Annotated in this window: 25 protein-coding genes; 12 read left to right on the top strand and 13 right to left on the bottom strand. The window is 71.7% G+C overall.

Annotation, left to right across the window (positions count from 1 at the left end):
- Positions 1-10 precede the first annotated feature (10 nt).
- From OIE67_RS10435 to OIE67_RS10425, 3 genes are all read right to left on the bottom strand, one after another.
- A complete protein-coding gene (locus OIE67_RS10435; protein WP_326645301.1) occupies positions 11-1,237 on the bottom strand; it encodes an MFS transporter in 1,227 nt (408 codons plus the stop codon).
- A 17-nt stretch (positions 1,238-1,254) separates the two neighbouring features.
- The gene (locus OIE67_RS10430) at positions 1,255-1,983 is read right to left on the bottom strand and encodes a nucleoside/nucleotide kinase family protein (RefSeq protein WP_326638976.1); all 729 of its coding nucleotides are present in this window, start codon (positions 1,981-1,983) and stop codon (positions 1,255-1,257) included.
- Between the two features lie 72 nt (positions 1,984-2,055).
- Positions 2,056-3,264, bottom strand: a complete 1,209-nt coding sequence (locus tag OIE67_RS10425; protein WP_326638974.1) for a cytochrome P450 — start codon at positions 3,262-3,264, stop codon at positions 2,056-2,058.
- A 250-nt stretch (positions 3,265-3,514) separates the two neighbouring features.
- On the opposite strand from OIE67_RS10425, the gene argG reads away from it, so the two are divergent.
- The 5 genes from argG to OIE67_RS10400 all read left to right on the top strand — a co-directional run bounded on the left by argG (position 3,515) and on the right by OIE67_RS10400 (position 9,084).
- Complete coding sequence (gene argG / locus OIE67_RS10420) at positions 3,515-4,981, top strand: argininosuccinate synthase (protein WP_326638972.1); 1,467 nt, start codon at positions 3,515-3,517, stop codon at positions 4,979-4,981.
- A gap of 572 nt (positions 4,982-5,553) precedes the next feature.
- Positions 5,554-6,363 (top strand): SAM-dependent methyltransferase, encoded by an 810-nt coding sequence (locus OIE67_RS10415; protein ID WP_326638970.1) that lies wholly within the window; start codon positions 5,554-5,556, stop codon positions 6,361-6,363.
- 108 nt (positions 6,364-6,471) lie between these two features.
- Complete coding sequence (locus tag OIE67_RS10410; RefSeq protein ID WP_181308412.1) at positions 6,472-6,882, top strand: ATP-binding protein; 411 nt, start codon at positions 6,472-6,474, stop codon at positions 6,880-6,882.
- A 337-nt stretch (positions 6,883-7,219) separates the two neighbouring features.
- Entirely contained in the window at positions 7,220-7,918 is a 699-nt protein-coding gene (locus OIE67_RS10405; protein WP_326638967.1) for a sulfotransferase family protein, read from the top strand.
- Complete coding sequence (locus tag OIE67_RS10400) at positions 7,915-9,084, top strand: glycosyltransferase family 4 protein (RefSeq protein WP_326638965.1); 1,170 nt, start codon at positions 7,915-7,917, stop codon at positions 9,082-9,084. The genes OIE67_RS10405 and OIE67_RS10400 overlap by 4 nt, the downstream gene beginning before the upstream one ends.
- 33 nt (positions 9,085-9,117) lie before the next feature.
- On the opposite strand, the gene mltG is transcribed toward OIE67_RS10400, so the two are convergent.
- The 3 genes from mltG to OIE67_RS10385 form a co-directional block, all read right to left on the bottom strand.
- Complete coding sequence (mltG, locus tag OIE67_RS10395) at positions 9,118-10,020, bottom strand: endolytic transglycosylase MltG (RefSeq protein ID WP_326638963.1); 903 nt, start codon at positions 10,018-10,020, stop codon at positions 9,118-9,120.
- On the bottom strand, positions 10,017-10,529 hold the full coding sequence (locus OIE67_RS10390; RefSeq protein WP_326638961.1) for a SigE family RNA polymerase sigma factor: 513 nt from the start codon (positions 10,527-10,529) through the stop codon (positions 10,017-10,019). Before OIE67_RS10390 ends, mltG begins: the two co-directional genes overlap by 4 nt.
- Before the next feature lie 75 nt (positions 10,530-10,604).
- Positions 10,605-12,242 (bottom strand): ABC-F family ATP-binding cassette domain-containing protein, encoded by a 1,638-nt coding sequence (locus tag OIE67_RS10385; protein ID WP_326638959.1) that lies wholly within the window; start codon positions 12,240-12,242, stop codon positions 10,605-10,607.
- Positions 12,243-12,583: 341 nt separating this feature from the next.
- On the opposite strand from OIE67_RS10385, the gene OIE67_RS10380 reads away from it, so the two are divergent.
- Positions 12,584-13,804 carry an acyltransferase family protein gene (locus tag OIE67_RS10380; protein WP_326638957.1) on the top strand — a complete coding sequence of 407 codons (1,221 nt, stop codon included), beginning with the start codon at positions 12,584-12,586 and terminating at the stop codon, positions 13,802-13,804.
- Between the two features lie 9 nt (positions 13,805-13,813).
- Positions 13,814-13,972, top strand: coding sequence for a hypothetical protein (locus OIE67_RS10375; protein ID WP_181308413.1), 159 nt, complete (start codon positions 13,814-13,816; stop codon positions 13,970-13,972).
- On the opposite strand, the gene OIE67_RS10370 is transcribed toward OIE67_RS10375, so the two are convergent.
- Positions 13,956-14,609 (bottom strand): class I SAM-dependent methyltransferase, encoded by a 654-nt coding sequence (locus OIE67_RS10370; RefSeq protein ID WP_326638954.1) that lies wholly within the window; start codon positions 14,607-14,609, stop codon positions 13,956-13,958. The genes OIE67_RS10375 and OIE67_RS10370 overlap by 17 nt on opposite strands.
- Positions 14,610-14,843: 234 nt before the next feature.
- On the opposite strand from OIE67_RS10370, the gene OIE67_RS10365 reads away from it, so the two are divergent.
- The 4 genes from OIE67_RS10365 (at position 14,844) to OIE67_RS10350 (ending at position 16,834) form a co-directional block, all read left to right on the top strand.
- Positions 14,844-15,206 carry a BlaI/MecI/CopY family transcriptional regulator gene (locus tag OIE67_RS10365; protein WP_106249757.1) on the top strand — a complete coding sequence of 121 codons (363 nt, stop codon included), beginning with the start codon at positions 14,844-14,846 and terminating at the stop codon, positions 15,204-15,206.
- Positions 15,203-16,069, top strand: coding sequence for a M56 family metallopeptidase (locus tag OIE67_RS10360; protein WP_326638951.1), 867 nt, complete (start codon positions 15,203-15,205; stop codon positions 16,067-16,069). Before OIE67_RS10365 ends, OIE67_RS10360 begins: the two co-directional genes overlap by 4 nt.
- Before the next feature lie 63 nt (positions 16,070-16,132).
- Positions 16,133-16,552, top strand: a complete 420-nt coding sequence (locus OIE67_RS10355) for a VOC family protein (RefSeq protein ID WP_326638949.1) — start codon at positions 16,133-16,135, stop codon at positions 16,550-16,552.
- 66 nt (positions 16,553-16,618) lie between these two features.
- Positions 16,619-16,834, top strand: coding sequence for a hypothetical protein (locus OIE67_RS10350; RefSeq protein ID WP_326638947.1), 216 nt, complete (start codon positions 16,619-16,621; stop codon positions 16,832-16,834).
- Here the strand turns inward: OIE67_RS10350 and OIE67_RS10345 are convergent.
- Genes OIE67_RS10345 through OIE67_RS10325 form a run of 5 tightly spaced genes read right to left on the bottom strand, consistent with a single transcriptional unit; the run spans position 16,809 to position 24,016 of the window.
- Positions 16,809-19,343, bottom strand: coding sequence for a sensor histidine kinase (locus OIE67_RS10345; protein WP_326638945.1), 2,535 nt, complete (start codon positions 19,341-19,343; stop codon positions 16,809-16,811). The genes OIE67_RS10350 and OIE67_RS10345 overlap by 26 nt on opposite strands.
- On the bottom strand, positions 19,340-20,167 hold the full coding sequence (locus tag OIE67_RS10340; RefSeq protein ID WP_326638944.1) for a potassium-transporting ATPase subunit C: 828 nt from the start codon (positions 20,165-20,167) through the stop codon (positions 19,340-19,342). Before OIE67_RS10340 ends, OIE67_RS10345 begins: the two co-directional genes overlap by 4 nt.
- The gene (gene kdpB, locus OIE67_RS10335; protein ID WP_326638942.1) at positions 20,168-22,264 is read right to left on the bottom strand and encodes a potassium-transporting ATPase subunit KdpB; all 2,097 of its coding nucleotides are present in this window, start codon (positions 22,262-22,264) and stop codon (positions 20,168-20,170) included.
- A 1-nt stretch (position 22,265) separates the two neighbouring features.
- A complete protein-coding gene (gene kdpA, locus OIE67_RS10330; protein WP_326638940.1) occupies positions 22,266-23,927 on the bottom strand; it encodes a potassium-transporting ATPase subunit KdpA in 1,662 nt (553 codons plus the stop codon).
- Entirely contained in the window at positions 23,924-24,016 is a 93-nt protein-coding gene (locus OIE67_RS10325) for a potassium-transporting ATPase subunit F (protein ID WP_326638939.1), read from the bottom strand. Before OIE67_RS10325 ends, kdpA begins: the two co-directional genes overlap by 4 nt.
- Before the next feature lie 303 nt (positions 24,017-24,319).
- Here OIE67_RS10325 and OIE67_RS10320 point away from each other — a divergent pair, with 303 nt between their 5' ends.
- Positions 24,320-25,126, top strand: a complete 807-nt coding sequence (locus OIE67_RS10320) for an SGNH/GDSL hydrolase family protein (protein ID WP_326638938.1) — start codon at positions 24,320-24,322, stop codon at positions 25,124-25,126.
- A gap of 141 nt (positions 25,127-25,267) precedes the next feature.
- Here OIE67_RS10320 and OIE67_RS10315 read toward each other — a convergent pair whose 3' ends face one another.
- Complete coding sequence (locus OIE67_RS10315; RefSeq protein ID WP_326638937.1) at positions 25,268-25,555, bottom strand: hypothetical protein; 288 nt, start codon at positions 25,553-25,555, stop codon at positions 25,268-25,270.
- Positions 25,556-25,671: the final 116 nt, after the last annotated feature.

Here is a 25,671-nt window from a genome sequence, read left to right as displayed (position 1 = left end):
CTTCGGCTGCTCAGCGGCCGGGCAGCCCGCGCAGCGAGCGCAGCGGCGAGGCCAGCCCGATCGCGGTGCCGGCCAGCATCAGGCAGGACGTGACGACCAGCGTGGCCCGCAGGCCGAGCGCCGCGCCCGCCGCACCGCCGAGCAGCGCGCCGAGCGCCTGACCGCCGTAGGCCAGGAACCGCCAGGTGGCGTTGGCCCGGGAGAGCAGCTCGGGCGCGATCAGGGCCTGGCGGAGGGTCTGCTGGTTGACCCCGTACAGGCTGGGGCCGCTGCCGCGCAGGACCTGCGACACGACCAGGACGGCCACCGTCACGGCGAACGGGCCGGCCGCGGCGGCGAGCACCAGCCCAGCGGCGGAGGCCAGGCCCATGCCGGCGATGAACGTCGGCCCGGGACCGAAGCGATGGGTGACGCGGGTGGCCACCAGCGCCCCGGCGACGGAGGCCACGCCGCCGACCGCGACGAGGACACCGATCAGGCCCGCCGACAGTCCCAGGTCGTGGACCAGATAGAGCACGAGCACGACCGCCTGCGCCTGGCCGGCGAACGCGCCCACGGTCGCGGCCAGGATCACCGCCCGCATGACACGGTCGGCGAACACCGCGCGCAGCCCTTCGGCGATGTCGGCGCGCAGGCGCACGGGGCTCCGCTCCCCCGCCACCCGTGGCCGGCCGGCCACGCCGATGCGAGTCTTGAGCAGAGCGGAGATCGCGAACGAGACCGCGTCGACGGCGATGGCGACCGGAGCGGTCAGCGCCGACACCAGCAGGCCGCCCACCGCCGAACCGGTGGTGTTCACCGTGGCGTTGCTCAGCATGAGCGTGCTGTTGGCGGCGAGCAGCCGCTCACGCGGGACCAGCAAAGGGGTGAAGGACTGCGCCGCCACCGACTCGAAGAGCCCGGCCACCCCGGCCAGCGCCACCACCGCGTACAGGTGCCACATCCGCAGCAGGCCCAGGGCGGCCAGCACGGGCAGCGCCCCGAGCAGCAGCACCCTGACCGCGTCGGCCAGCACGATCGTGCGCCGGTACGGCAGGCGGTCGACCCACACACCGGCGGGCAGCCCCAGAACGAGGTGCGGTAAGAGGCCCACGGCGCCGAGCACGCCCATCTCCGTGGCCGAGGCGTCCAGGTGCAGCACCGCCGTCAGGGGCAGCGCGACCGTCGTGACGCTCGACCCCAGCAGCGACACGGAGTTGCCCAGGAACAGCCGGCGGAAGTCGGCGTGCGCGGCCAGCAGCGCCCCGGGCCGGCTCAGGAGATGCCCAGCCGGTCGAAGTCCACCAGCAGGTCGGCGGCGTCGCGGGTGGCGCGGATGGCCGCGGCGTTCGGCTCGTCCACCTCGGCGACCCAGCGCACGGCCTCCTCCGGGGTCTTGCCGAACCGGACGTGCCTGCTGGTCAGGCGTTCGAGGCGGATCCGGTCGTCGAGGTCGGCGTACCAGACCTCGGTCATCGCCTCCTTCACCCGCGGCCACGGCTCGCCGGGCAGGAGGAGGTAGTTGCCCTCGCTGACGACGACCCGCGCCCGCGGCGGGACGGGGATGGCGCCGGCGATCGGCTGCTCGATCTCGCGGTCGAACGAGGGGGCGTAGACGACGTCGCCGGTCTCGGCGCGCAGGCGGCGCAGCAGCGCCAGGTAGCCGTGGCCGTCGAACGTGTCCACGGCGCCCTTGCGGCCCCGCCGGCCGAGCCGTTCGAGCTCGACGTCGGCCAGGTGGTAGCCGTCCATCGGCACCCAGACGGCCGGCAGCCCGGCGCCGGTCAGCGCGCCGGCCAGCCAGCCCGCCAGCGTCGACTTGCCCGCGCCCGGGCAGCCGGCGATGCCGATCAGCACCCGCCCGCCGCCGCGCGCCAGCGCGCGCACCCGGTCGAGCAGCCAGGCAGCACTCCCGTCGGATCCGGCCGGACGGCTCAAGGCGCTCTGGTCGGGTCCGGCCGGACGGCTGGTGGCGCTCCCGTCGGGTTCCGCTGAACGGGTCAAGGCGCTTCCTCGGATCGGGGCCGGGGGTCGGGATCATTATCGCGTGCCCGCGCCGATCCCGATCCGCTCCGCTCACCAGGTGACGGGCAGCTCGTATACCCCGTAGACCTGGCCGTCGTGCTTGAACGGGATCTCCTCGATCGGGGCCGCCGGCGCCAGGGTCGGGATGCGCCGGTAGAGGGTGCCGTAGACGACCTGCAGTTCCAGCCTGGCCAGCGGCTGGCCGAGGCACTGGTGCACGCCGAAGCCGAAGGCCACGTGCCGGCGGGCGTCGCGGCTGACGTCCAGCTCGTCGGGGTCGGGGAACACCTCGGGGTCGCGGTTGCCGATGTCGTTGGGCATGATGATGCCCTCGCCCGCCCTGATGACCTGGCCGGCGATCTCGATGTCCGCCGTCGCGACCCGGCGCCGGCCGCTGTGGGTGATGTTGAGGTAGCGCAGCAGCTCCTCCACCGCGCCCGCGACCAGCTTGGGGTCCTCGCTCTCGCGCAGCACCGCCAGCTGTCCTGGATGCCGCAGCAGCGCGAGGGTGCCGAGCGCGATCATGTTGGCGGTGGTCTCGTGTCCGGCGATCAGCAGCAGCACGCCCATCTGGGCCGCTTCCTGGCGGGTCAGCTCGCCGGAGCCGACCCGGGCGGCCACCTTGGACAGCAGGTCGTCGGCCGGGTGCTCGATCTTCTTGCCGACGAGCCCGTCCAAGTACTCGAACAGGCTCCCGAACGCGACCGCGCGCTCCTCAGGGGTGGCGCTGCGCTTGATGACGGTCTTGCTGTTGTCCTGGAAGAAGCCGTGGTCCGCGTACGGGACCCCGAGCAGCTCGCAGATCACCAGCGACGGCACCGGCAGCGCGAACGCCTCCACCAGGTCCACCGGCTTCGGCCCCGCCAGCAGCTCGTCGATCAGCCGGTCCACGATCCGCTGCACGGCCGGCCGCATGCCCTCGACCCGCCTGACCGTGAACGCGCCCTGCACCATGCGGCGCAGCCGGGCGTGCTCGGGGTCGTCCATGAGGATGAAGCTGAGCGAGCCCCCGCCGGTGCCGGCGGTGTGGATCGGATAGCCGGGCCGGGTGACGTCGGCACTGACCTGCGGATGGCCGAGCAGCGTCTTCTGCTCGGCGTGCGTGGTGACGAACCACGGCGTGCTGCCGTCCCACAGCCGCACCTTGGCCAGCGGCCCGTGGCGGCGCAGCTCCCGCAGCTCGGGGGGCGGGTCGAACGGGCACGCGGCCGCCCTGACCCCGGGGAACTCCGGAACCGCCTCGTCCACGGTGACCTTCATCGGTGCCCTTCCTTGACCCTCGGCCTGTCTCGCAGTGACGCCATCTGTCATCTGAGGCGATATCAGCCAACCAAGCAGGCCGGACACAGTCAAGCAAGTGACTTAAAGTTTGCCTCCCAGCCACCCCCGCGCACCGGCGACGCGGCCCGAGGGGTGGCGCCCCTCCCGGACGAGACCTTCGACACACCGGCCCGGTTTCTTCGCCGACCTCATTGAATGGTCATGCAGTCGTATGTATATACTTCTACTCGTGTCCAAGATGCTCACCTCTCTCCCAGTAGGCGAACGGGTCGGGATCGCCTTCTCCGGCGGCCTCGACACCTCCGTGGCGGTCGCGTGGATGCGCGAGAAGGGTGCGGTGCCCTGTACTTACACCGCCGACATCGGCCAGTACGACGAGCCCGACATCGGCTCGGTGCCCGGTCGCGCCAGCGCGTACGGCGCCGAGATCGCCCGGCTGGTCGACTGCCGGGCGGCCCTGGTGGAGGAGGGTCTCGCGGCGCTGTCCTGCGGGGCGTTCCACATCCGCTCCGGTGGCCGCACCTACTTCAACACCACTCCGCTCGGCCGGGCCGTCACCGGCACCCTGCTGGTGCGCGCGATGCTCGACGACGGCGTGCTGATCTGGGGAGACGGCTCCACCTTCAAGGGCAACGACATCGAGCGGTTCTACCGCTACGGCCTGCTCGCCAACCCGTCGCTGCGCATCTACAAGCCGTGGCTGGACGCCGACTTCGTGCACGAGCTCGGCGGGCGCACGGAGATGTCGGAGTGGCTGCTCGCCCGCGACCTGCCCTACCGGGCCAGCACGGAGAAGGCATACTCGACGGACGCCAACATCTGGGGCGCGACCCACGAGGCCAAGGCCCTTGAGCACCTCGACGCCGGCATCGAGCTGGTCGAGCCGATCATGGGCGTGCGGTTCTGGGACCCCGAGGTGGAGATCCCGGCCGAGGACGTCACCATCGGCTTCGAGCGCGGCCGGCCGGTGACCATCAACGGCAAGGAGTTCCCCACCCCCGTCGACCTGGTGCTGGAGGCCAACGCCATCGGCGGCCGGCATGGGCTGGGCATGTCCGACCAGATCGAGAACCGGGTGATCGAGGCCAAGAGCCGGGGCATCTACGAGGCTCCCGGCATGGCGCTGCTGCACGCCGCCTACGAGCGGCTGGTCAACGCCATCCACAACGAGGACACCCTGGCCAGCTACCACAGCGAGGGCCGCAAGCTGGGCCGGCTGCTCTACGAGGGCCGCTGGCTGGACCCGCAGTCGCTGATGCTGCGCGAGTCGCTGCAGCGCTGGGTCGGCACGGCGGTCACCGGCGAGGTGACGCTGCGGCTGCGGCGCGGCGAGGACTACTCCGTCCTGGAGACCTCCGGCCCCGCGTTCAGCTACCACCCCGACAAGCTGTCCATGGAGCGCACCGAGGACGCCGCGTTCGGGCCGCTCGACCGCATCGGCCAGCTGACCATGCGCAACCTCGACATCGCCGACTCGCGCGCCAAGCTGGAGCAGTACGCCGTGCTCGGCATGGTCGGCAGCCCGCACGAGACGCTGCTGGGCGCCACGCAGGTGGCCGCGACCGACCTGATCGGCGCGATGCCCGAGGGCGGCGCCGAGGCCATCGCCGCCCGTGGCGAGGTGCCGTCGGCCGGCGACCTGCCCGACGACGAGGAACTGCTCGACCAGGCCGCGATGGAGCTCGGCACCGACTGAGTCCACCACCGCCTTCCTGGAACCGCGCCCCGGCCGCCCCGGGGCGCGGTTCTTCTCATCCCGAGGCCCGCAGACCGCCGCGAGGCCGCGGCGTCGTCCGCCGGGAGGGCGGGGGTTTCGGCGCCGTGCCGGATCGAGGCGACCGGCGGCGCGATGGCCGGATTCCGCCGCCACGCGGAGCGGTAACGATCTTCAGCGCGCGGAACGGCTTCCGTCCCGCTCGATCCTTGGAACGATCTTCAACCGGCCGGAAAAGGCCGCCGGCAAGCGATCAGAGATCGCCATTCTGCCGCCGAACAACCCTTCTGACCTGGTACGAGACCGGCAGTCAGCTGTCGTTCCCCGGCGAATTCGATCAACGCCGGACAGATGGCCCCAGACGCGGATCCTTCCCACGATGATTCTGGTAACAAACATTTCCCAAGATAACCGGTCTATCGTGTTGTCATTCACTGGAATTGTTGGAACATATGGTTCGAGTCATCGAGTGAGGTCCATAGATCGCATACCGGAAAAAGGGTAGCGGCGAGGGGAAAGGGGCAACGCTCATGCATCAGCGTGCTGTCCGAAACTTGGCCAAGCTCGAAACCACGCAGGCCAGGATCACCCGCCTTTTCGACGCGGCGGCCGGCGGGAAGAACAACTTCCTGGCCGACAAGGACACGGTGCGCCATTTCGATCAAGCCACCCCCGCCCTGACGAACGCGGCCCGCGCGGTGCTCGAGTTTCTGTCCCGGATGATTCGCCATCTTGCCACCGTCGAGGGCATCGACCAATTCATGATCGTCGGCAGTGGCATCCCCAGTGGCCTTCCGGCTGGAAATCGGTTACATGATCTGGCCCGCCGTACCGCCGTCTCGGATCCGCGCGTCCTGTACGTCGAGAACAATCCGATGGTCGTCGCCATGGCTCAGGCCACCATCGAACCGTTCACCGATCTGGTGCGCGTGGTGGAGGGCGACGCCAGGGAGATCGACGACGTGCTGCGCGACCACGTGGTGCAGACCTTCCTCGACTGGGACCGCCCCATGGCCGTGCTGCTGCTGTCGGCCTACAGCCTCGACGACGACGAGCACGCCCACTACGTGATCAAGCGCCTGCGGCACACCGCTCCCGCCGAGAGCTTCCTCGGCCTGCTGCACACCACGTTCGACGGCATCCCGCCGGAACTGCTGCCCGCCATCCGCGACATGCTCACGATGACGCTGCCCCATCTCGCCATCCGTTCCCGCGAGGAGGTGGCGGCCCTGCTGGAGGGGCTCGACCTGGTGGAGCCCGGTCTGGTGTGGGTGCCCGAGTGGCGTCCAGGCGACGGCGACCTCGCCTGCCGCGACGAGCCCAGCTCGTCCGGCAACTTCGGCGCCGTGGCCCGCATCCCCTGAGAATCCCCCCTTCCCGGAGAATCTTCCCCTCACGCATTCACAAGAGCGAAGGTGAGCGATTATCGTGGAATTGGGAGCGCTCCCAAAAAGCCGAGAGATGTGATGCGTATGGCCCTCCAGCCAGGGTCCCTGTCCGCCCCGCCGGTCCGCACGGTGGAATACCTGCTGCCGTCCGTGCCCGCGGGTGTGGGCGAGGCCCGCTCCCTCGTCCGCTCCGACCTGACCCATTGGGGCCTCACGCACATCATCGACGACTGCCTGCTCATCGTGAGCGAGCTGGTCACCAACGCCGTCCGCCACGGCGGCTCCGCCTACGCCCTGCGCCTGGAGACCCGTGCGGGCCGGCTCTACGGCGAGGTCTTCGACCCCGGCGAGGGCATCCCCGCCCAGCGCTCCCCCGGCGTGGACTCGCTCTCGGGCCGGGGGCTGCAGATCGTCGCCGCGATCGCGGACGAGTGGGGGGTCACCGCGGCCAACGACGGCAAGGTCGTCTGGTTCTCGGTGGACTGCGCCGCCTGACGTCACAAGCCGCTTCCGACTCCCTTGACGCGCTCTCCTCTCTTCTGGCGTCACAAGTCCGCCGAAAACCGCCACCTCTGCGTCGTCCCGCCCGCACGACCCCTCCGACCTGGTACATCCCACAGGCAATCTCCAGGTAAGCCGGGTAATCTCCCTCGGCATGAAGTGGCAGCGCACAATAAACGGCGCGCTGGCCAGGTACACAGGATTCCAGGTCAACCGAGTAGGTAAAGCAGGGCAAGCGGCGGCAACCCCGGCGAAGGTCCCGGCCAAGCGGCCGGAGACGCCGTTCCGTCCGCCGGCGGATCCCGAGACCGACCGCCTGCTGCGGGCACCGGTGTTCATCATCTCCCCGGTCCGGTCAGGCTCCACGCTGCTGCGGGCGATGCTCAACGCGCACCCCGACCTGCACGCTCCCCATGAGCTGCACGTACGCCGGTTGCGGGTGGAATTCGATACCTCGCTGGCCGAGAGGGCGATGTCCGCCCTCGGACACACCAAGGCCGATCTGGAGCATCTGCTCTGGGATCGGGTGCTCCACCGCGAGCTCGTACGCAGCGGCAAACGTTTCATCGTCGAGAAGACCCCGGCCAACGCGTTCGCCTACGAACGCCTGTCCGCCTGCTGGCCGGACGCCCGGTTCGTCTTCCTGCTGCGTCACCCCGCCTCGATCGCGACCTCCTGGCACGAGGCCAGCCCCGACAAGCGCACCCCGGAGGAGGCCGCGGCGGACGCGCTGCGTTACATGAAGGCCGTGCAGCGGGCCCGCACCGCGCTGCCCGGCCTGACCGTGCGCTACGAGGAACTGACCGCGGAACCGGAACGGATCTCCCGCGGCATCTGCGACTTCCTCGGCCTGCCCTGGGCTCCCGAGCTGCTGTCCTACGGCAGGCCCGAGGTGGTGACCAAGGGTCTGGGCGACTGGAAGGACAAGATCCAGTCGGGCACCGTGCAACGGGGCCGCGAGCTGCCCCGGGCGGAGGAGATCCCCGACGGGCTCAAGGCCATGTGCCGGACCTGGGAGTACCTCTCGTGAAGATCCGCTACATGCTGCTGCACGCGTACGGGATGGGCGGCACCATCCGCACCGTGGTCAACCAGGCGCATGCCATGGCCGAGGCGGGCCACGACGTGGAGATCGTCAGCGTGGTCCGCCGCCGCGACGAGCCGCAGTTCGCCATCGACCCGCGGGTCCGGCTGTCGGCGCTGGTGGACCAGCGCGACGGCGTCGTCCAGGACTCGCTGGCCAGGAAGGTGTGGCGGCGCGCCCGCGGCAAGATCGTCCCGTACGGCGAGTTCGCCGCCGAGTACTTCACCGAGCGCGTGGAGGGTGCGGTCATCGACTACGTCTCCTCCCTCGGCGACGGCGTCCTCGTCACCACGCGCCCGGCGCTCAACCTGATCTCGGCCCGCCGCACGCCGGCGAGCGTGATCCGGGTCGCCCAGGAGCACATGAACCTGGCCTCCTACCACGAGGCCGTGCGCGAGCAGATCGCCCGCCACTACGGCCGCTTCGACACCATCGCCGTGCTGACCGAGACCAGCCGCAAGGAGTACACCGGCCTCCTCCCCGGAACGCCGGTGGTGCGCATCCCGAACGCGGTGCACATGGACGACCGCGAGCACAGCCGGCAGCAGAACCCCGTCGTGATCGCCGTCGGCAGGTTGGTGCCCCAGAAGGGCTTCGACATGCTGATCACCGCCTTCGAGACGGTCGCCCGCGAACATCCCGGGTGGAAGCTGCACATCTTCGGCACCGGCCCGTCGAAGGAGCGGTTGCAGGCCCGCATCGACGAGGCCGGGCTGGGGAAACGCGTCCGGCTGATGGGCCGCAGCAACCACATCCACGACGAGCTGGCCAAGGCGTCCGTCTACGCGCTCAGCTCGCGGATCGAGGGGCTGCCGATGGCGATGATCGAGGCCATGGGTCACGCCCTGCCGATCGTCGCCTTCGACTGCCCGACCGGGCCGGCCGACGTGCTGACTCCTGGCAAGGATGGGGTGCTGGTGCCGCCGCGCGACACCGACGCCCTGGCCGCCGCGCTCGGCGACGTGATCGCCGACCGTGACCTGCGGGTGCGGATGGGGGCCGCCGCCGCGGAGACGGCCTTCTCCTACACCCCCCAGGTCGTGATGCCGCTCTGGGAGGAGCTGTTCGCGTCGCTGGAGCACGGGCGCGCGAACGGCTCCAAGGCGGGCTGACCTCGGCTGAACCGGCCGGTTCAGCCGGCCGGTTCAGCGCTCGGCGCGTTCGACGAGGTCCGCGTACTCCGCCTCGGAGGTGGCGTACTTCAGGGCGCCGGTCTTCGGATCGACGGCGACGAAGTACAGCCAGGGCCCCTGGGCGGGGTGCAGGGCCGCTTTGAGCGCCGCCGTCCCGGGAGACAGAATCGGGCCGGGAGGCAGGCCGCGATGCCGGTAGGTGTTGTACGGCGTCCGCTGCTTGACGTCCTTCATGGTCGCCCGGGTGCCGTACTCGCCGAGCCCGTACAGGAGCGGGCTGTCGATCTGCAGATACATGCCGCGATCCAGGCGGTTGCGGATGACGCGCGCCACCTTGGGCATGTCGGCCTCGGTGGGCGACTCCGCCTGCACGATGCTGGCGATGACGACGAGGTCGAGGGGCGCGGGCCGGGCGTCCAGGCCGAGCCTGGCGGACTCCGTGCGGAAGCGGGCCACCATCGCGGCGAGGAGCTGCTCGGGGGTGGTGGCGTCGGTGTACTCGTACGTGCCCGGATGGGCGAAGCCCTCCAGCCGGCCCTCGGCGTAGGCGGGCAGGCCCAGCGCCCGGCCGTCCCGCGCGGCCCGTTCGAAGGACTCGCGTGGTCTGCCGGTCACCCGGGCGAGCCGGCCGAGCAGGTCGGCGAGGCGGATCCCCTCCTGGACGGTGAACCGGTCCGGCCGCGGTTGCGGCTGCCCGGCCGCCGGCGGGGCCGGCCGGTCCGGCTCCGACAGGGTCCGGACCGCGACGGTGCCGCCCGCCGCCAGCACCACGACGGTGGCCGCGGCGGCCAGGGCGACGCCCCGCCGGTGCGCGCGGGGCGGGGGCAGCGTGCGCAGGAACCGTTCGGGGTGCGGTGGCCGCTCCTCGTCCGCCAGTTCGGCGAGGGTCTCGCGGAGCAGGTCCTCGACGTTCATCGCAACTCCCTCATAGTGCTCAGCTCGGGGGCGGACTGCTTCAGCCGCTCCAGCGAGCGGTAGATCTGGCTGCGGACCGAGCCCACCCGCACACCCAGCAGGCGGGCGATCTCGGTCTCCGACATGTCCTCGAAGTAGCGCAGCACGAGCATGGTCCGCTGCCGCGGCGTCAGCCTGGCCAGCGCCGCCCTCATGGTCAGGCGCAGGTCGGCGCTGTCGGCGTGCCCGTCGCGCGGCACGTCGGGCTGCTCGGCGGTGCTCAGCTCGACGATCTTGGCGCGCCGCCGCCACCGGCTCACTTGTTCGTGGTACATGGCGCGCCGGACGTAACCCTCGATGGCCGCCGGGTCCCGCAGGCCGCGCCAGCGCGCGGCCGTCCTGGCCAGAGCCGACTGCACCAGGTCCTCGGCGGCGTGCCGGTCGCCGGTCAGCAGGTACGCGGTACGGAACAGCGCCCCCGACCTGTCGATGATGAACTGCCGGAAGTGCGCCGCAAATCCTGGATCCACCCGGTCCTCCTCACGATGTCACCGGCAAGGACGCGGCTGAACGGCGAAACTATGCCTCCTGCGGGATATGTCCGCTCACGCGAGCTCGGTCAACCGGCCCTCCGACAGCCGCAGCCGCCGCTCGACCCCGATCCCGGCCAGGAACCGCTCGTCGTGGCTGACCACGATGAACGCCCCCTCGTACGCGTTGAGCGCGCTCTCCAGTTGCCCCACGCTGACCAGGTCGAGGTTGTTGGTGGGCTCGTCGAGCAGCAGCAGCTGGGGCGCGGGCTCGGCGCACAGGACGCAGGCCAGGGTGGCGCGCAGCCGTTCGCCGCCCGAGAGCACCCCCACGGGCAGGTGCGCCTTGGCGCCCCGGAACAGGAAGCGGGCCAGCAGGTTCATCCGGTCGGCCTGGGGCAGCTCGGGGGCGGACGCGGCGAAGTTCTCCGCCACGGTGCGGTCGACGTCGAGCAGGTCGAGCCGCTGCGACAGGTAGGCGATCCGGCCGTCCGCCCGCCTGATCAGGCCGCTCTCCGGATCGAGGCCGCCCTCGACCAGGCGCAGCAGAGTGGACTTGCCGGCGCCGTTGGGGCCGGTCAGCGCGATGCGCTCGGGGCCGCGCACGGTCAGGTCCAGCCCCTCGCCGGCGTAGAGCGTCCGTCCGTCGTGTCCCGCCCGCAGCCGTTCGCCGTGGAAGAGCGTGCGGCCGGCCGGGACGCGTGTTCCCGGCAGCTCCAGCACCAGCTTCTGGTCGTCGCGTACGGCGCGCTCCGCCTCGTCGAGCCTGGCCTTGGCGTCGCCGACGCGCGCGGCGTGGGTCTGGCCCGCCTTGCCCGCCGCCTCCTGGGCGCCGCGTTTCATGTTCCCGGCGAAGATGCGGGGCAGGCCGGCGTTCTTGAGGTTGCGGGCGGCGTTGCTGGCGCGGCGCTCGGCCCGCTCCCTGGCCTGCTGCAGCTCCCGCTTCTCGCGCTTGAGCTCCTGCTCGGCGTTGCGCACGTTCTTCTCGGCGGCCTCCTGCTCGGCGTGCACGGCCTCCTCGTACGCGGTGAAGTTCCCCCCGTACGAACGCAGCTCGCCCTCGTGCAGCTCGGCGATGCGGTCCATCCGGTCGAGCAGCGCCCGGTCGTGGCTGACCAGCAGCAGGCAGCCGTTCCACGTCTCCAGCACGCCGTACAGGCGCTGCCGGGCGTCGAGGTCGAGGTTGTTGGTCGGCTCGTCGAGCAGCAGCACGTCGGGACGCCTGAGCAGCTGCGCGGCCAGGCCGAGCGAGATGACCTGGCCGCCGCTGAGCGTGTCGAGGGTACGGCCGAAGCCGAGCTCGCCGAGGCCGAGGCGGTCGAGCTGGGCCCTGGTGCGCTCCTCGATGTCCCAGTCGTTGCCGATCGTGGTGAAGTGCTCCTCGCTCGCGTCGCCGGCCTCGATGGCGTCCAGCGCCGCGATCACGGGCGCGATGCCCAGCACCTCGGCCACGGTGAGCCCGCCGGACCCCGGCCCGGCCGAGAAGGGCAGGGTCTGCGGCAGGTAGCCGAGCGTGCCCTGGACGGACGCCGAGCCGGCGGCCGGCCGGTACTCGCCGGCGATCAGCTTGAGCAGCGTGCTCTTGCCCGCGCCGTTGGGGGCCACGAGCCCCGTGCGGCCGGCGCCGACGGTGAAGGACAGGTTCTGGAAGACCGGCACGTCGCCGGGCCAGGAGAAGGACAGACCGGAACAGACGATGAAGGCATCGGACATGGCGAGAGACCTCGTACGGGTACGCGGGCGCGCGACGGCGATCGCCCGGTGACGGAACCCCGATGAGCGGGGGCGGGGACGGTGGAACGACGGCATGGCCCGCGCGGCGGCGGCATGAATGCGCCCGCCGGGGCCGGTCATCTTCCGGTATCACCCGGAGATGTCGTCGTCACCTGCCATGTCGGCTCTCCCGTGTACGTGATCAGAGGCGCTCGACCGAGACGTGCGCAAGCGCGGCAACGGCACTCGATCAAAAGCGCATACCACCATAGCAGCCGCATTCGCCCCACCCCTCCCGTTAACGGGATGGCAGGACCTTAAAGGTTCGGTAAATTGCCGGGGTGACCCCCGCTGCGCACGATTCCTCACTCGCGTCTGCCCGCCCGCGCCTGGCCTGGCTGGACGCCCTGCGGGGGATCGGGGCGCTCGCGGTGCTCGCCGAGCACCTGTTACAGGCCGTCATGCCCTCGCTGCGCCCCTACTGGTGCAATCTGGGCATCTACGGCGTGCTGGTGTTCTTCCTGGTCAGCGGGTACATCATTCCTTTCTCGCTGGAGCGGCGGGGTGATCTGCGGGCGTTCTGGATATCCCGCGCCTTCCGCCTGTATCCGCTCTATCTGGCGGTCATCGTCCTGACCCTCGCGCTGTCGTGGTGGATCCCGGTGCGGGAGGCCGTCCCCCGGGATCTGACGGCCGTGGCCGCGCATCTCACCATGCTGACCGACGTGGTGGGCGTGGCCGCGGTGGTCGATCCGATGTGGACGCTGTCGTACGAGATGGTGTTCTACCTCGTGGCCGCCGCCATGTACGCGGCCGGCGTGCACGCGCGGGGCGGGGTGGCCGCGCTGCTGTTCGCCGCCGGCGCGATGGTGGCGGGGCTGGTGCTGTCGGGCCCGCCGATGGCCGGCGACTGGCCCGTGTGGGTGTCGAGCGCCGGCTTCGCCGCCGGCCTGGCCTGCGTGCTCGCGCGGCGGGCCGCGATGGCCGCGACGTGCGCGCTGGCCGCGGGGGCGGTCGTGCTGCTGTTCGTCAGCGGGCGCACGCCCTGGTTCGGCGCGGCCATGCTGGCGGTCATGTTCATCGGGAACGCGGTCAACCGGTGGGAACGCGGCACGGGACGGCTCTGGCCCGTCGTACCCGCCGCCGTCCTGGTCGCGGTGGCGCCGGTGTGGGCGCCGCAGGCCGGATGGTGGTGGGTGCAGCCCAGCGTGTGGATCACCACGCTCACGCTCACGGCGCTCACCTTCGCCGCCGGCATGGCGCTGCGGGACCGGCGGGTGCCGCGGGCGCTGGCGTGGCTGGGGCTCGTCAGCTACTCGCTCTACCTGACGCACGTCCCCCTGCTGAAGGTGCTCATCGCGGTGGCCGGCGACCTGCGCGCCGCCTCCCTGCCCGTCCAGGCGATCGCCACGGTGCTCGTCACCGGGGCCGTGCTGGCCGTCAGCTGGGCCACCTACCGGCTCGTCGAGGTGCCCGCGCAGCGGCTGGGCCGCGCGCTGCTGAGCAGGCGGGAACCGGTCGTCCGCGCGTCCGCGCCGGTCGCGGCGGGGCCCGGATGTTAGCGTCCGCCTATGGTTGTCCCTCCGCCCGACGACGAGTGCTCGGGGCGGGCCACGCGGCCCACGCTGGGGCGCCGCGTGCTGCTGGTCGTGGGCGCGGTGCTGCTGGTGCTGCTGTCGGTCGCGATGGGGGCCGCCTCGTTCCTGCTGTCCATCAGAGGAGTGCGGTGAACGGGGCCGGGGCGCGGCCGTACACCGAGATCCCGTAGGAACGGCCGTTCCCGCGTACGACCAGCTCCTCGATCGGGCGCAGCGGCCCCGCCGCGGAGAAGTGGCGGTGCAGCCGCCTGGACTCGGGGAACGGGTGGGAGGCCACCAGCACGCCGCCGGGCTCCAGCAGGCCCGCCAGCCGCCTCGAGACCAGGCGCAGGCTGCGTGAGCCGCCCACGTAGTAGAGCATCTCGGTGCAGACCACCAGGTCGAACGCGCCCTGCGGGGCGTTCCTGCGGATGTCCAGGCAGGCGAACCGGGCGGCCGACGCGGCCCGGCCCTCGGCGCTGCGGACGGCCTGCGCCGAGATGTCCACGCCCAGCGTCTCCGCCGCCGGGTGGGCCTTGGACAGCAGGTCCGTGAAGACGCCCTCGCTGCAGCCGACGTCGAGGATGCGGGCGTAGTCGCGCCGGGGCAGGCAGCCCAGCAGCGCCGCGTGCCGGTCCAGCTCGTAGCTGTCGCTGGTGTAGCGCCAGGGGTCGGGCCTGCGGTGCCACCAGTCGAAGTAACGGCGTAGCGACTCCTGCGCGCCCGCGGCGGGCAGGCGGGACAGCAGGCCGAAGAATGCGCGGTGAAGGGCGTCGCCCGCCTTGGCCATGTCACTCCTTGGGTCGATTTTGGGGCACTCCTTTTCTTCTACGACAAATGTCGTAGCTGCGCGCGGCCTGGTGTGCGACTGCCCGAAGATGCGCAGGGCCTGTCGCGTGACTGCCTGGAGACGCCCACGGCCCGCCACCGGCCTGCCACCGGCCTGCCACCGGCCTGCCACCCGATGGAGGATGGGATACGGTTCCGGCAGAGTGGCCGGCGGTGGCGATGGAGGTGCGGTTCGATGTCGCGGCGCAAGCTCGGGCAGCTGGAGGCCGAGGTGCTCGCCGTGCTGGCCGGGGCGGACGGGTTCCTGTCGCCCAACGACATCGGTGACCGGCTGGCCGGCGGGGCCGCGTACACGACGGTGAACACGATCCTGTTCCGCCTGCTGGACAAGAACATGGTCGACCGCGAGAAGCGGGGGCGGGCCTACGTCTACCGGCTGACCGCCGACGAGCCCGGCCTGGCCGCCGAGCGGATGTTCGGCCACCTGCGGCTGGCGCACAACCCGTCGGCGGTGCTCAGCCAGTTCGTCCACGGCCTCAACCCCAAGGAGGAGGAGGCCCTGCGCGCGCTGCTCGACGAGACGGAAGGGCAGCGGTGAACCTGGAGATCTACCTGCCCACCGCGCTGCTGGCGCTGAGCACCCTGGTCGTCGCGTGGCGGCAGCCCCGCATGCATCCCGCCTGGACGGCGCGGATCCTGATCCTGTTCATCGGCGGCTCCGCGCTGGCCGTGCTCGGCCTGCTGGCCTTCCTCGTCGTGATGGCCACCGGCGTCTGGACTCCGGCCAAGGCCGCGCTGGCGGGCGGCCTGCTGGCCGACAACGGCCGGGTGCCCCTGCCCGTGGGGGTGGCGGCGGGGGCGCTGCTGGTCCTCATCGCCGTGGCCGTGACCTGCTCAGCGCTGCGCTGGCGGCGGGAGCTGCGCGAGGCCAGGGCCGTGGGCACGGGCGTCGTCGCCGACGAACGGCCGTACGCGATGGCCGTGCCGGGGCACGACGGCGGGGTGATCCTCTCCAGCGGCCTGGTCGGGATGCTGTCCCGGCGCGAGCTCGAGGTCGTGTTCCGCCACGAGGCCGCCCACCTTGAGCACCGCCACCACCTCTACCTCATGGCCGGCTCCGTCTTCACCCGCGTCTTCCCCTGCCTGGCCTATCCGTACCGGGCGCTGCGTTACGCACTCGAACGCTGGGCCGACGAGGAGGCCGCCGTCGCGGTCGGCGACCGCGTCCTGACCGCGCGGACCATCGCCCGGGTCGCCCTGGCCCAGCCTCCCGCCGCCCCGGGCCGGCTCGCCCTCACCGGCTCCCATGTCACGCGCAGGGTCACCGCGCTGCTCGGACGCACCCCGCCCGACAGCCGCATCACCGGGCCCGTGCTGTTCGGCGGCGCGTGGATGGCCGCCGGCAGCGCCATCTCCCCCACCGTCACCCATCACGTCAACCTCGTCCTGGTGCTGCTGTGACGTCTCCGCTCCTGGTCGGAAAATCGCTGTCTCAGCGGTGGAGGCAGCGAGTACGGTGTCGCCGTGGCCGCTGATCGCGTGCGGCGACGGCTCACGGACACGGACGCGAAGGAGCCCATGGTGCCAGGCGCTGTGCTGCGAGGCGTGACTCTCGACTGTGCCGACCCGCGGACGCTGGCGGGCTTCTACGGTGCGCTGACCGGGATGCGGGAACTCTTCGCCGCGGACGAGTTCGTCGCCCTGACGAGCGGCTCCGGCTGTGATCTGGGGTTTCAGAAGGTCGACGGATACCGGGCGCCGCAATGGCCTGGCCAGGACGTGCCGCAACAGTTCCACCTGGACTTCCGCGCCGACGACCTCGACGCGATGGAAAAGCGCGCGCTGGAACTCGGCGCGACCAAACCGGACCATCAGCCCGGCGACGGACGCTGGCGCGTCCTCCTGGATCCGGCCGGCCACCCCTTCTGCCTGACGCCTTCCTGACATCACCGGCGTTGACGGCCTCAGGCCGCGCCCTGCCACTCGCCTCGCAGGATCTCCTCGTAGAGCGTGGTCAAGGCCGGACTCGGGTCCAGGCCCAGGCGCGAACGCCACCACCTCGTCGAGTCACGCGAGCGCCTCGGCATGCCGGCCCTGCCCCGCGAGCGCTTGGACGTCGATCCGCAGGCTCGGCACGCCCAGCGCCGGATCCCCTCCGCGAACCCCTTCGCCCGCCGCCCCCGCCGGATCGACCCCCCGATCAACCGGCGGCGACGGGCAGGCTGAGGGTCATGGTGAGCCCTCCCCCTGGCGTCTCCTCGGGGACGAGGGCGCCCCCCATCGCCTCCGTGAGCCCGCGCGACAGGGCCAGGCCGAGCCCCACCCCCGCATGGTTGTCCCGGTCCCCGAGCCGCTGGAACGGCTGGAAGACCCGGTCGTACGCCTCGGGTGGCAGACCGGGCCCGCGATCGGCGACGCGTACCTCGACCCGCGCCCCGTGCCGCCCGGCCGTGACGCTCACCCTCTCCCCCGGCGGGCTGTAGCGGACGGCGTTGGACATGAGGTTGACCAGGACCCGCTCCAGCAGCACCGGGTCGGCCAGGACGTCCGGCAGCCCGGCGGGGACGTCCCACTCGACGCGGTCGCGCACGGGACCCAGGTCGTCGGCGGCCCGTGGGACGATCTCGTCCAGGGCGACGGGCTCGGACGTGACACCGAGCACGCCGGCCTGCAGGCGGCTCATGTCGAGCAGGTTCGTGACGAGGCGGTCGAGTTTGTCCAGGGATTCGGCGGCGGTGGCGAGCAGTTCGGCGCGGTCCTGCGGCGACCAGGCGATCTCGGTGCCGCTCAGGCTCTCGACGGCGGCCTTGGCCGAGGCGAGCGGGGTGCGCAGGTCGTGGCTGACGGCGGCGAGCAGCGCGGTGCGCATCCGGTCGGCCTCGGCCAGCGGGCGGGCCCGTTCCGCCTCCTCCCGCAGGCGTTCCTGGCGCAGGGCGACGGCGGCCTCGGCGGCGAATGCCTCCAGCACCGTACGGTCGGCGGCCTCCAGCGGCCCGCCCTTGGCGGCCATGATCATGTCGTCGTCGATGACCACGTCGGTGTCGGACCGGCCGGGACAGGTCGCGGGCTCGCCGCCGGAGGTGGCCACGATCCGCCAGGCGCCGGGGTCGGCCCGGACGTCCGGGGTGCGGGCGGCCTCCGGCCGGCGTTCCAGCAGCGTGACCGAGTCCAGGCCGAACGTCTCACGCATGCGCGCCAACAGGGACGGCACGGCGGCCTGACCGCGCAGCACGTGCCCGGCCAGGGTGGACAGCAACTCGGCGTCGGCCCCGGCGCGGGCCGCCTGGCGGGTGCGGCGGGCGGCGAGGTCCACGATCGTGCTCACCGCCGCCGCCACCGCGACGAACACGACCAGCGCGAACAGGCTCTCCGGGTCGCTGATCGTGAACTCGCCGAGCGGCGGGGTGAAGTACCAGTTGAGCAGCAGCGACCCGCCCACGGCCGCGGTGATGGCCGGCCACATGCCGCCGGCCAGCGCGACCCCGATGGTCAGGCAGAGGAAGAGCAGGATCTCGCTGGGCAGCGACAGCACGTCGCGAAACGGCGACAACACCAGTGTCAGCAGCGGCATCCCGGCCACCGCAAGCACCCAGCCGCACAGCCGCCGCGTGCGGGTGAGCGCGGCCCGTGAGCCGGCCCGCCGGCGCCGCCCCTGCCTGGCCTCCTCGTGGCTGATCAGGTGGACGTCGATGGAGCCGGAACGGGCGGTGGTCTCCACCCCGACGCCGCGTGAGAGGATCTGCGCGAAGCGGCCCCTGCGGGAGGCGCCGAGGACGAGCTGGGTGGCGTTGACGCCGCGGGCGAAGTCGAGCAGCGCCCGGGGGACGTCGTCGCCGACGACCTGGTGGTAGCTGCCGCCCAGGTTCTCCACCAGGGTGCGCTGTCGGGCCAGGCTGGCCGGGTCGGCCCCGGCGAGCCCGTCGGCGCTGGTGACGTGGACGGCCAGCAGGTCGGCCCCCTTGGTCCGCGCCGCGATGCGGGCGGCCCTGCGGACCAGGGTGTCGCCCTCGGGCCCGCCGGTCAGGGCGACCACCACGCGCTCGCGGGTCTCCCAGGTTGTGGCGATGCCGTGGTCGGCGCGGTAGCGGTCGAGCTGGTTGTCCACCTCGCCGGCGACCCACAGCAGGGCCAGCTCGCGCAGCGCGGTCAGATTGCCGACGCGGAAGTAGTTCGCCAGGGCGGCGTCCACCTTCACGGAGGCGTACACGTTCCCATGCGCCATGCGGCGGCGCAGCGCTTCAGGCGACATGTCCACCAGCTCGACCTGGTCGGCCCCGCGCACCACCTCGTCCGGCACGGTCTCGCGCTGCGGCACGCCCGTGATCTGCTCGACGACGTCGTTGACCGACTCCAGGTGCTGGATGTTGACCGTGGAGACGACGTCGATGCCGGCGTCGAGGATCTCCTCGACGTCCTGCCAGCGCTTGGCGTTCTTCGAGCCGGGCACGTTGGTGTGGGCCAGCTCGTCGATCAGCGCCACCCGGGGCCTGCGGGCGATCACCGCCTCGGCGTCCAGTTCGGTGAACGCCACGCCCCGGTGCGTCACCGTCCGGCGCGGGATCACCTCCAGACCGTCCAGCAGGGCGGCGGTACGGGGGCGGCCGTGGGTCTCGACGAGCCCCACGACCACGTCCCGGCCTCGTTCGACGGCTCTGCGGCCCTCGCCGAGCATCGCGTACGTCTTGCCGACCCCCGGGGCCGCCCCGAGGTAGACGCGCAGGCGGCCCCGGCTCATGACCGGTCGAGCGCCAGGTTGAGTTCGAGCACGTTGACGGCGGGCTCGCCGATGAACCCGAGCACGCGGCCCGCGGTGTGCTCGGCGACCAGCGTCCGCACCCGTTCGAGGGCGATGCCGCGTTCCCTGGCCACGCGGGGCGCCTGGAGGTCGGCGTAGGCCACGGAGATGTGCGGGTCCAGGCCCGAGCCGCTCGCCGTCACCGCGTCGGCGGGGACGGCGGGCGCGCCGGCGTCGCCGCGCACGGGGACGGTCCGGCCGGCCGCGTAGTCCACGCCTGGCCGGCCGCACTCGACCCGCAGCCCCTGGTAGGTGGCGACGAAGGGGATGGTGGGACAGGGCTGGTTGACGCTGACCGCGTGGCCGGGGAAGACCTTCAGCACCGCGCCGGTCCCGCCGGGCGTGCAGTACGGACGGGCGCCGCTGACGCCCTCCAGCTCCCCGGCCGCCTTGGAGCGGGCGCAGACCCGGGTGAGCAGCGACTGCCTGCCCGGCTCCCCCGGCCTGGGCAGGGTGTCCACGACGTCCTCTGGACCGAGATTGGAGGCGCCGGTGGCGGTCGGGTCGTAGCCGTCGCCGGCGGCCGAGGGACGGGACTGGAAATACTTCCCGACCGGCACGCCGCGGGCGTCGGTGAAGGACTGGCCGATGAGGGCGCTGCCGGCGTCCCCGCCGACGAGCGAGCCGTTGGCGGACCCGTGGAACAGCACCTGGGCCAGGCCGGTGACGGTCAGCGGATAGATCAGGCCGAGCAGCACCGTCAGTACGGCCACCGCGCGGATCGCGGCGAGGTGCGGGCGCAGCCAGGCAGGCAGACGTTGCATTCAGCTCATCCCCGGAAGGAACTGGACCAGAAGGTCGATGATCTTGATGCCGGCGAACGGCGCGACGAGGCCGCCGAGGCCGTAGACGTACAGGTTGCGGCTGAGCAGCCGGGACGCGCTGGCCGGCCGGTAACGGACGCCGCGCAGCGCCAGCGGGATCAACGCGACGATGACCAGCGCGTTGAAGACGACCGCGGCCAGGATCGCGGACTGCGGGCTGGACAGGCGCATGACGTTGAGCGCGTCCAGGCCCGGATAGACGGCCGCGAACATGGCCGGGATGATCGCGAAGTATTTCGCGAGGTCGTTCGCGATCGAGAACGTGGTCAGCGCGCCGCGCGTGATGAGCAGTTGCTTGCCGATCTCCACGATCTCGATCAGCTTGGTCGGGTCGGAGTCGAGGTCCACCATGTTCCCGGCCTCCTTGGCGGCGCTCGTGCCCGTGTTCATGGCCACGCCGACGTCCGACTGCGCCAGGGCGGGCGCGTCGTTGGTGCCGTCGCCGGTCATCGCGACCAGCCGGCCGCCCTCCTGCTCCTTCCTGATGAGCGCGAGCTTGTCCTCGGGGGTGGCCTCGGCCAGGAAGTCGTCCACGCCGGCCTCGTCGGCGATGGCCTTGGCGGTGAGCGGGTTGTCGCCGGTGATCATGACGGTACGGATGCCCATCCGGCGCATCTCGTCGAACCGTTCCCGCATGCCCCGCTTGACCACGTCCTTGAGGTGGATCACGCCGAGCACCCGGTTCCGCTCGGCCACGACCAGCGGGGTGCCGCCGGAGGCCGAGATGCCGTCCACGAGCCGGCCGATCTCATCGGCAGGCCGGCCGCCGGCCTCGCGGACCCACGCCAGCACGGCGGACGCGGCCCCCTTGCGGATCTGCCTGCCCTCGATGTTCACGCCCGACATGCGGGTCTGTGCCGTGAAGTGCACCCATTCGGCGCCGTGGAGGTCCCGTTCGCGCAGGCCGTAGCGTTCCTTGGCGTGGACGACGATCGAGCGGCCCTCGGGCGTCTCGTCGGCCAGGCTGGACAGCTGCGCCGCGGCGGCGAGTTCGCCTTCGCCGACCCCGGCCACCGGGACGAACTCCGACGCCTGCCGGTTGCCCAGAGTGATCGTGCCGGTCTTGTCCAGCAGCAGCGTGGACACGTCACCCGCCGCCTCGACGGCGCGCCCCGACATCGCCAGGACGTTGCGCTGCACCAGGCGGTCCATGCCGGCGATGCCGATGGCCGACAGCAGCGCGCCGATGGTGGTGGGGATCAGGCAGACCAGCAGGGACACCAGCACGACGCCGGTGACGCCGTTCGCGTCCAGGGCCGGGGAGTCGGGCACGCCCGGGTTGACCAGCTTGGAGTAGGCGGCCAGCGGCTGCATGGTCGCGGTGGCGACCAGGAAGACGATCGTCAGCGCGGCGAGCAGGATGTTGAGCGCGATCTCGTTCGGCGTCTTCTGCCGGTTCGCGCCCTCGACCAGGGCGATCATGCGGTCGATGAAGCTCTCGCCCGGCTCCTGCGTGACGCGGACGACGATCCGGTCCGACAGCACCCTGGTGCCTCCGGTCACGGCGCTGCGGTCGCCGCCGGACTCGCGGATGACGGGGGCGGACTCGCCGGTGATGGCCGATTCGTCCACCGAGGCGATGCCCCGCACCACGTCGCCGTCGCCCGGGATGATCTCTCCCGCCTCGACGACCACGAGGTCGCCCGGCCTGAGCTCGGACGCGCCGATCTCGTCCCACTCCGCCGCATCCCCGCTCCTCAGACGTCTGGCTCTGGTGCCGGTCCTGGCCCGGCGCAGCGTGGCCGCCTGCGCCTTGCCGCGTCCCTCGGCGACGGCCTCGGCCAGGTTCGCGAAGATCGCGGTAAGCCACAGCCACACCATGACGGCCCAGGCGAAGAACGACGGCCGCAGGACGGCCAGGACAGTGGTGAACGCCGCGCCGATCTCCACGACGAACATGACCGGGTTGCGCCACAGCGTGGCGGGATTGAGCTTCTTCAGCGCGTCGGGCAGCGCCACGAGCAGGTGCCGGGGGTCGAGCAGGCCGCCTGCCCGGCCGGTCCGCGCCAGGGGTTTCTCCAGTACGGGGGCTGACATGTCAGGACAGTCCTTCCGCGATCGGGCCGAGCGCGAGCGCCGGCAGGAAGGTCAGGGCGACGAGGACGACGGTGACGCCGACTACCAGGCCGACGAACTGCGGCCGGTGCGTGGGCAGCGTGCCCGCGCCCTCGGGGACGGGCGCCTGGCGGGCCAGCGAGCCGGCCAGCGCCAGGACCAGGATGATCGGCAGAAACCGGCCGAAGACCATGCACAGGCCGAGCGCCACGTCGTACCACGGGGTGTTGACCGTGAGGCCGGCGAAGGCTGAGCCGTTGTTGTTGGCGGCGCTGGTGAAGGCGTACAGGACCTCGGACAGGCCGTGCGGGCCCGAGTTGAGCATGCTCGCGCGATGCTCCGGCGAGCCCATCGCGAACGCCGTGCCGATCAGCACCAGCGCCGGGGTGGTCAGGAAGTAGAGCGAGGCCAGCTTGATCTGGCGGGGGCCGATCTTCTTGCCCAGGTACTCGGGGGTGCGCCCGACCATCAGCCCGGCCACGAAGACCGTGATGACGGCCAGGACGAGCATGCCGTACAGGCCCGCGCCGACACCGCCCGGGGCGATCTCGCCGAGCATCATGTTCGCCATGGTCATCATGCCGCCGAACGGCGTGTAGGAGTCGTGGAAGCTGTTCACCGCGCCGGTGCTGGTGAGCGTGGTCACCGCGCCGAAGGTGGCGGAGTCGGAGACACCGAAGCGGACCTCCTTGCCCTCCATGGCCGCGCCGACCGCCCGCGGCACGGTCGCGTGGCCGCCGAGTTCGAAGGCGTTGGTGAGCAGCACGGAGGCCAGCGCCAGCACGCCCATCACGGCGAGGATGGCGTGCCCCTGACGGACCTGCCCGACCATCCGGCCGAACGTCCGCGGCAGCGCGAACGGGATCGCCAGGATCAGCAGCAGCTCGAACCAGTTGGTCCAGGTGGCCGGATTCTCGAACGGGTGGGCGGAGTTGGCGTTGTAGAAGCCGCCGCCGTTGGTGCCCAGCAGCTTGATGACCTCCTGGGAGGCGACCGGGCCGCCGGTGATCGCCTGCGTGCCGCCGGCCAGGGTGCCGACCTCGTGCGTACCCGACAGGTTCTGGATCACCCCGCCCGCGACCAGCACCAGCGCGCCGATGAACGCGATCGGCAGCAGCACCCGGACCGTGCCGCGGACCAGGTCCACCCAGAAGTTGCCGATCGCGCCCGACCGGCTGCGGGCGAAGCCGCGCACCAGCGCGATCGCCACCGCCATGCCGACCGCGGCCGAGACGAAGTTCTGCACGGCCAGGGCGGCCATCTGGGTCAGGTGGCCCATCGTGGACTCGCCGGAGTAGGACTGCCAGTTGGTGTTGGTGACGAAGCTGACGGCGGTGTTCCAGGCGATGTGACCGGTGACCGGGGGCATGCCCGCGCTCAGCGGGAGCCGGTCCTGGAGGCGCTGGAGTCCGTACACGGCCAGGACGGAGATCACCGAGAACGCGAGCAGGCCGCGCGCGTAGACCGGCCAGCTCTGCTCGGTGTCGGCCCGCACGCCGAGCAGCCGGTAGAGGCCGCGCTCGGCGGCGTTGTGCCTGGCGCTCGTGTAAACCCGGTACAGGTGGTCGCCGAGCGGTCTGTGCAGCAGGGCCACGGCGATGACGAGGGAGGCGACGAAGAGCGCCCCCGCGGCCGTGGCGCTCATCGGAACCGCTCGGGGAACAGCAGGGCCGCGACCATGAACGCCGTCAGGGCGACGACGATCATCAGGCCGGTGGCGTTGACCGCGCTCACAGGCGCTCCACCGCCTTCACGACGAGCCCGAAGATCACGAAGATCGCGATCGTCAGAGCGACGAAGATGACGTCGGCCATCTCCACTCCTCGGTTCTGGGAACAGGTGGTCTCCGCTCGGACGAGCGGGCCAGAAATCCAGCAAAGCCGGGAAATAGCCCTGTTTCACATTCCTTGACGGGTTTCATACGGTCGTGTGGGGATTCTTGACGCCATCCGGACAGGGCTTCACCGGCTGAATGTCCGGTGAATGCCCGCCTGCGTTCCTGTCCCCGCCCGCCGCCGGAGGCGACCATGGACCGCCATGACAGGCAAAAACTGGCTCCAGCACACTCATCTCGACAAGCTGTACGGCTACCTGCCCGGCATGGCCGACGCGCTGCCGACGATCTTCCGGCTGAGCCGCGACGAGTACGCCGAGGTCATCGCCGAGTACGACGCCCGCGCCGGTGAGGCCGCCGAGACTCTGCTCGCCGACGGGGAGTTCGCCGCCCGCCTGGCCGCGCTGCCCGTACCCGCCGGGCGGACGATCCTGGCGATCGGCGACAGCATCACCGACGACCTGCAGTCCTGGGCCGAGATCCTGCGCCATCTGCTCGGCCCGCGCGGCGTGCGCGTGGTGAACGGCGGCCTGTCCGCGCACACGACCGCCATGCTGCTGCGGCGCTGGCCGGCCACGCTGGCCGCGGTCCGTCCCGACTGGGTGATCTGCGCGCTCGGCGGCAACGACGTCACCCGCATCGGCCCCGAGGCGGCCAAACCCCAGGTCAGCCTGCCCGAAAGCGTGGCCAACCTGCGGGAGCTGCGGCGCATCGGCGGCGCGGTGGAGACGTGGGTGTGGCTGACTCCCGTGCCGGTGCGCGAGGAACGGGTCAGTGCCACTCCCGCGTTCGGGTTCAGCCAGGTCGGCTGGCGCAACGCCGACATCGTGGCGCTGGCCGGGGAGGTGCTGGGCTTCCCCGAGCCGGCCGTGGACCTCACCGTCGCCTTCGGCGTTCCGGCCCGGTCTGACCTGCAAGGGGAGGATGGAGTACATCCGTCCCTGGACGGGCAGATGGCCATCGTACGGGCACTGGTGGAACGCCTGACGGAGCACCGGCCGCGCACCTGACCCCCGCCGGACGCCCGCGTGATCCCTCGCCGGACCTCCGGGCCTGGCGGGCTGAACGCACGGTCCGAAGTTGGCGGGCAGACGCGGGACGAGGTCGGCAGGCCGGACGCGCGGTCCGAGGTCTGCGGGCCGGACGCGCGGTCAGGAGGTCGGTGGGAGGCGGGTCTGGGCGGTCGTGGTGGTGAGGAGTTCGGGGAGGGTGCCCTCGAAGCCGTTCAGGAGTCTGAGCAGGACCGTCCAGAAGCCGGCGGGAGCGGCGCGTGCGGCGGTTTCGACCTCGCGCACGACCAGCTCGCGCAGCCGGGCCCGGCGCCCGGTGAGCTCACATGAGTACCAGGTCAGATAGCGGATGAGCCGGCCGGCGGGACGGCATTCCGACAGGATCTCCTCGTCGCTCAGCACCTCCCCGCGGTGGATCCGCCGCAGCAAGAAGGCGCTCCAGCTCGGCCACCCGTGCCTCCGGCATCTCCAGCACCATCCGCGCTGTTCACACCGTCTTCTCGCATCATCTGCACCACCTACGCCTTCCACGCCATACACGCCCT

The sequence above is a fragment of the Nonomuraea fuscirosea genome (assembly GCF_035917475.1).
Lineage (GTDB): Bacteria > Actinomycetota > Actinomycetes > Streptosporangiales > Streptosporangiaceae > Nonomuraea > Nonomuraea fuscirosea.
Note: the sequence above shows the minus strand (reverse complement) of the source record. Positions and strands in the feature narration are given on the sequence as shown.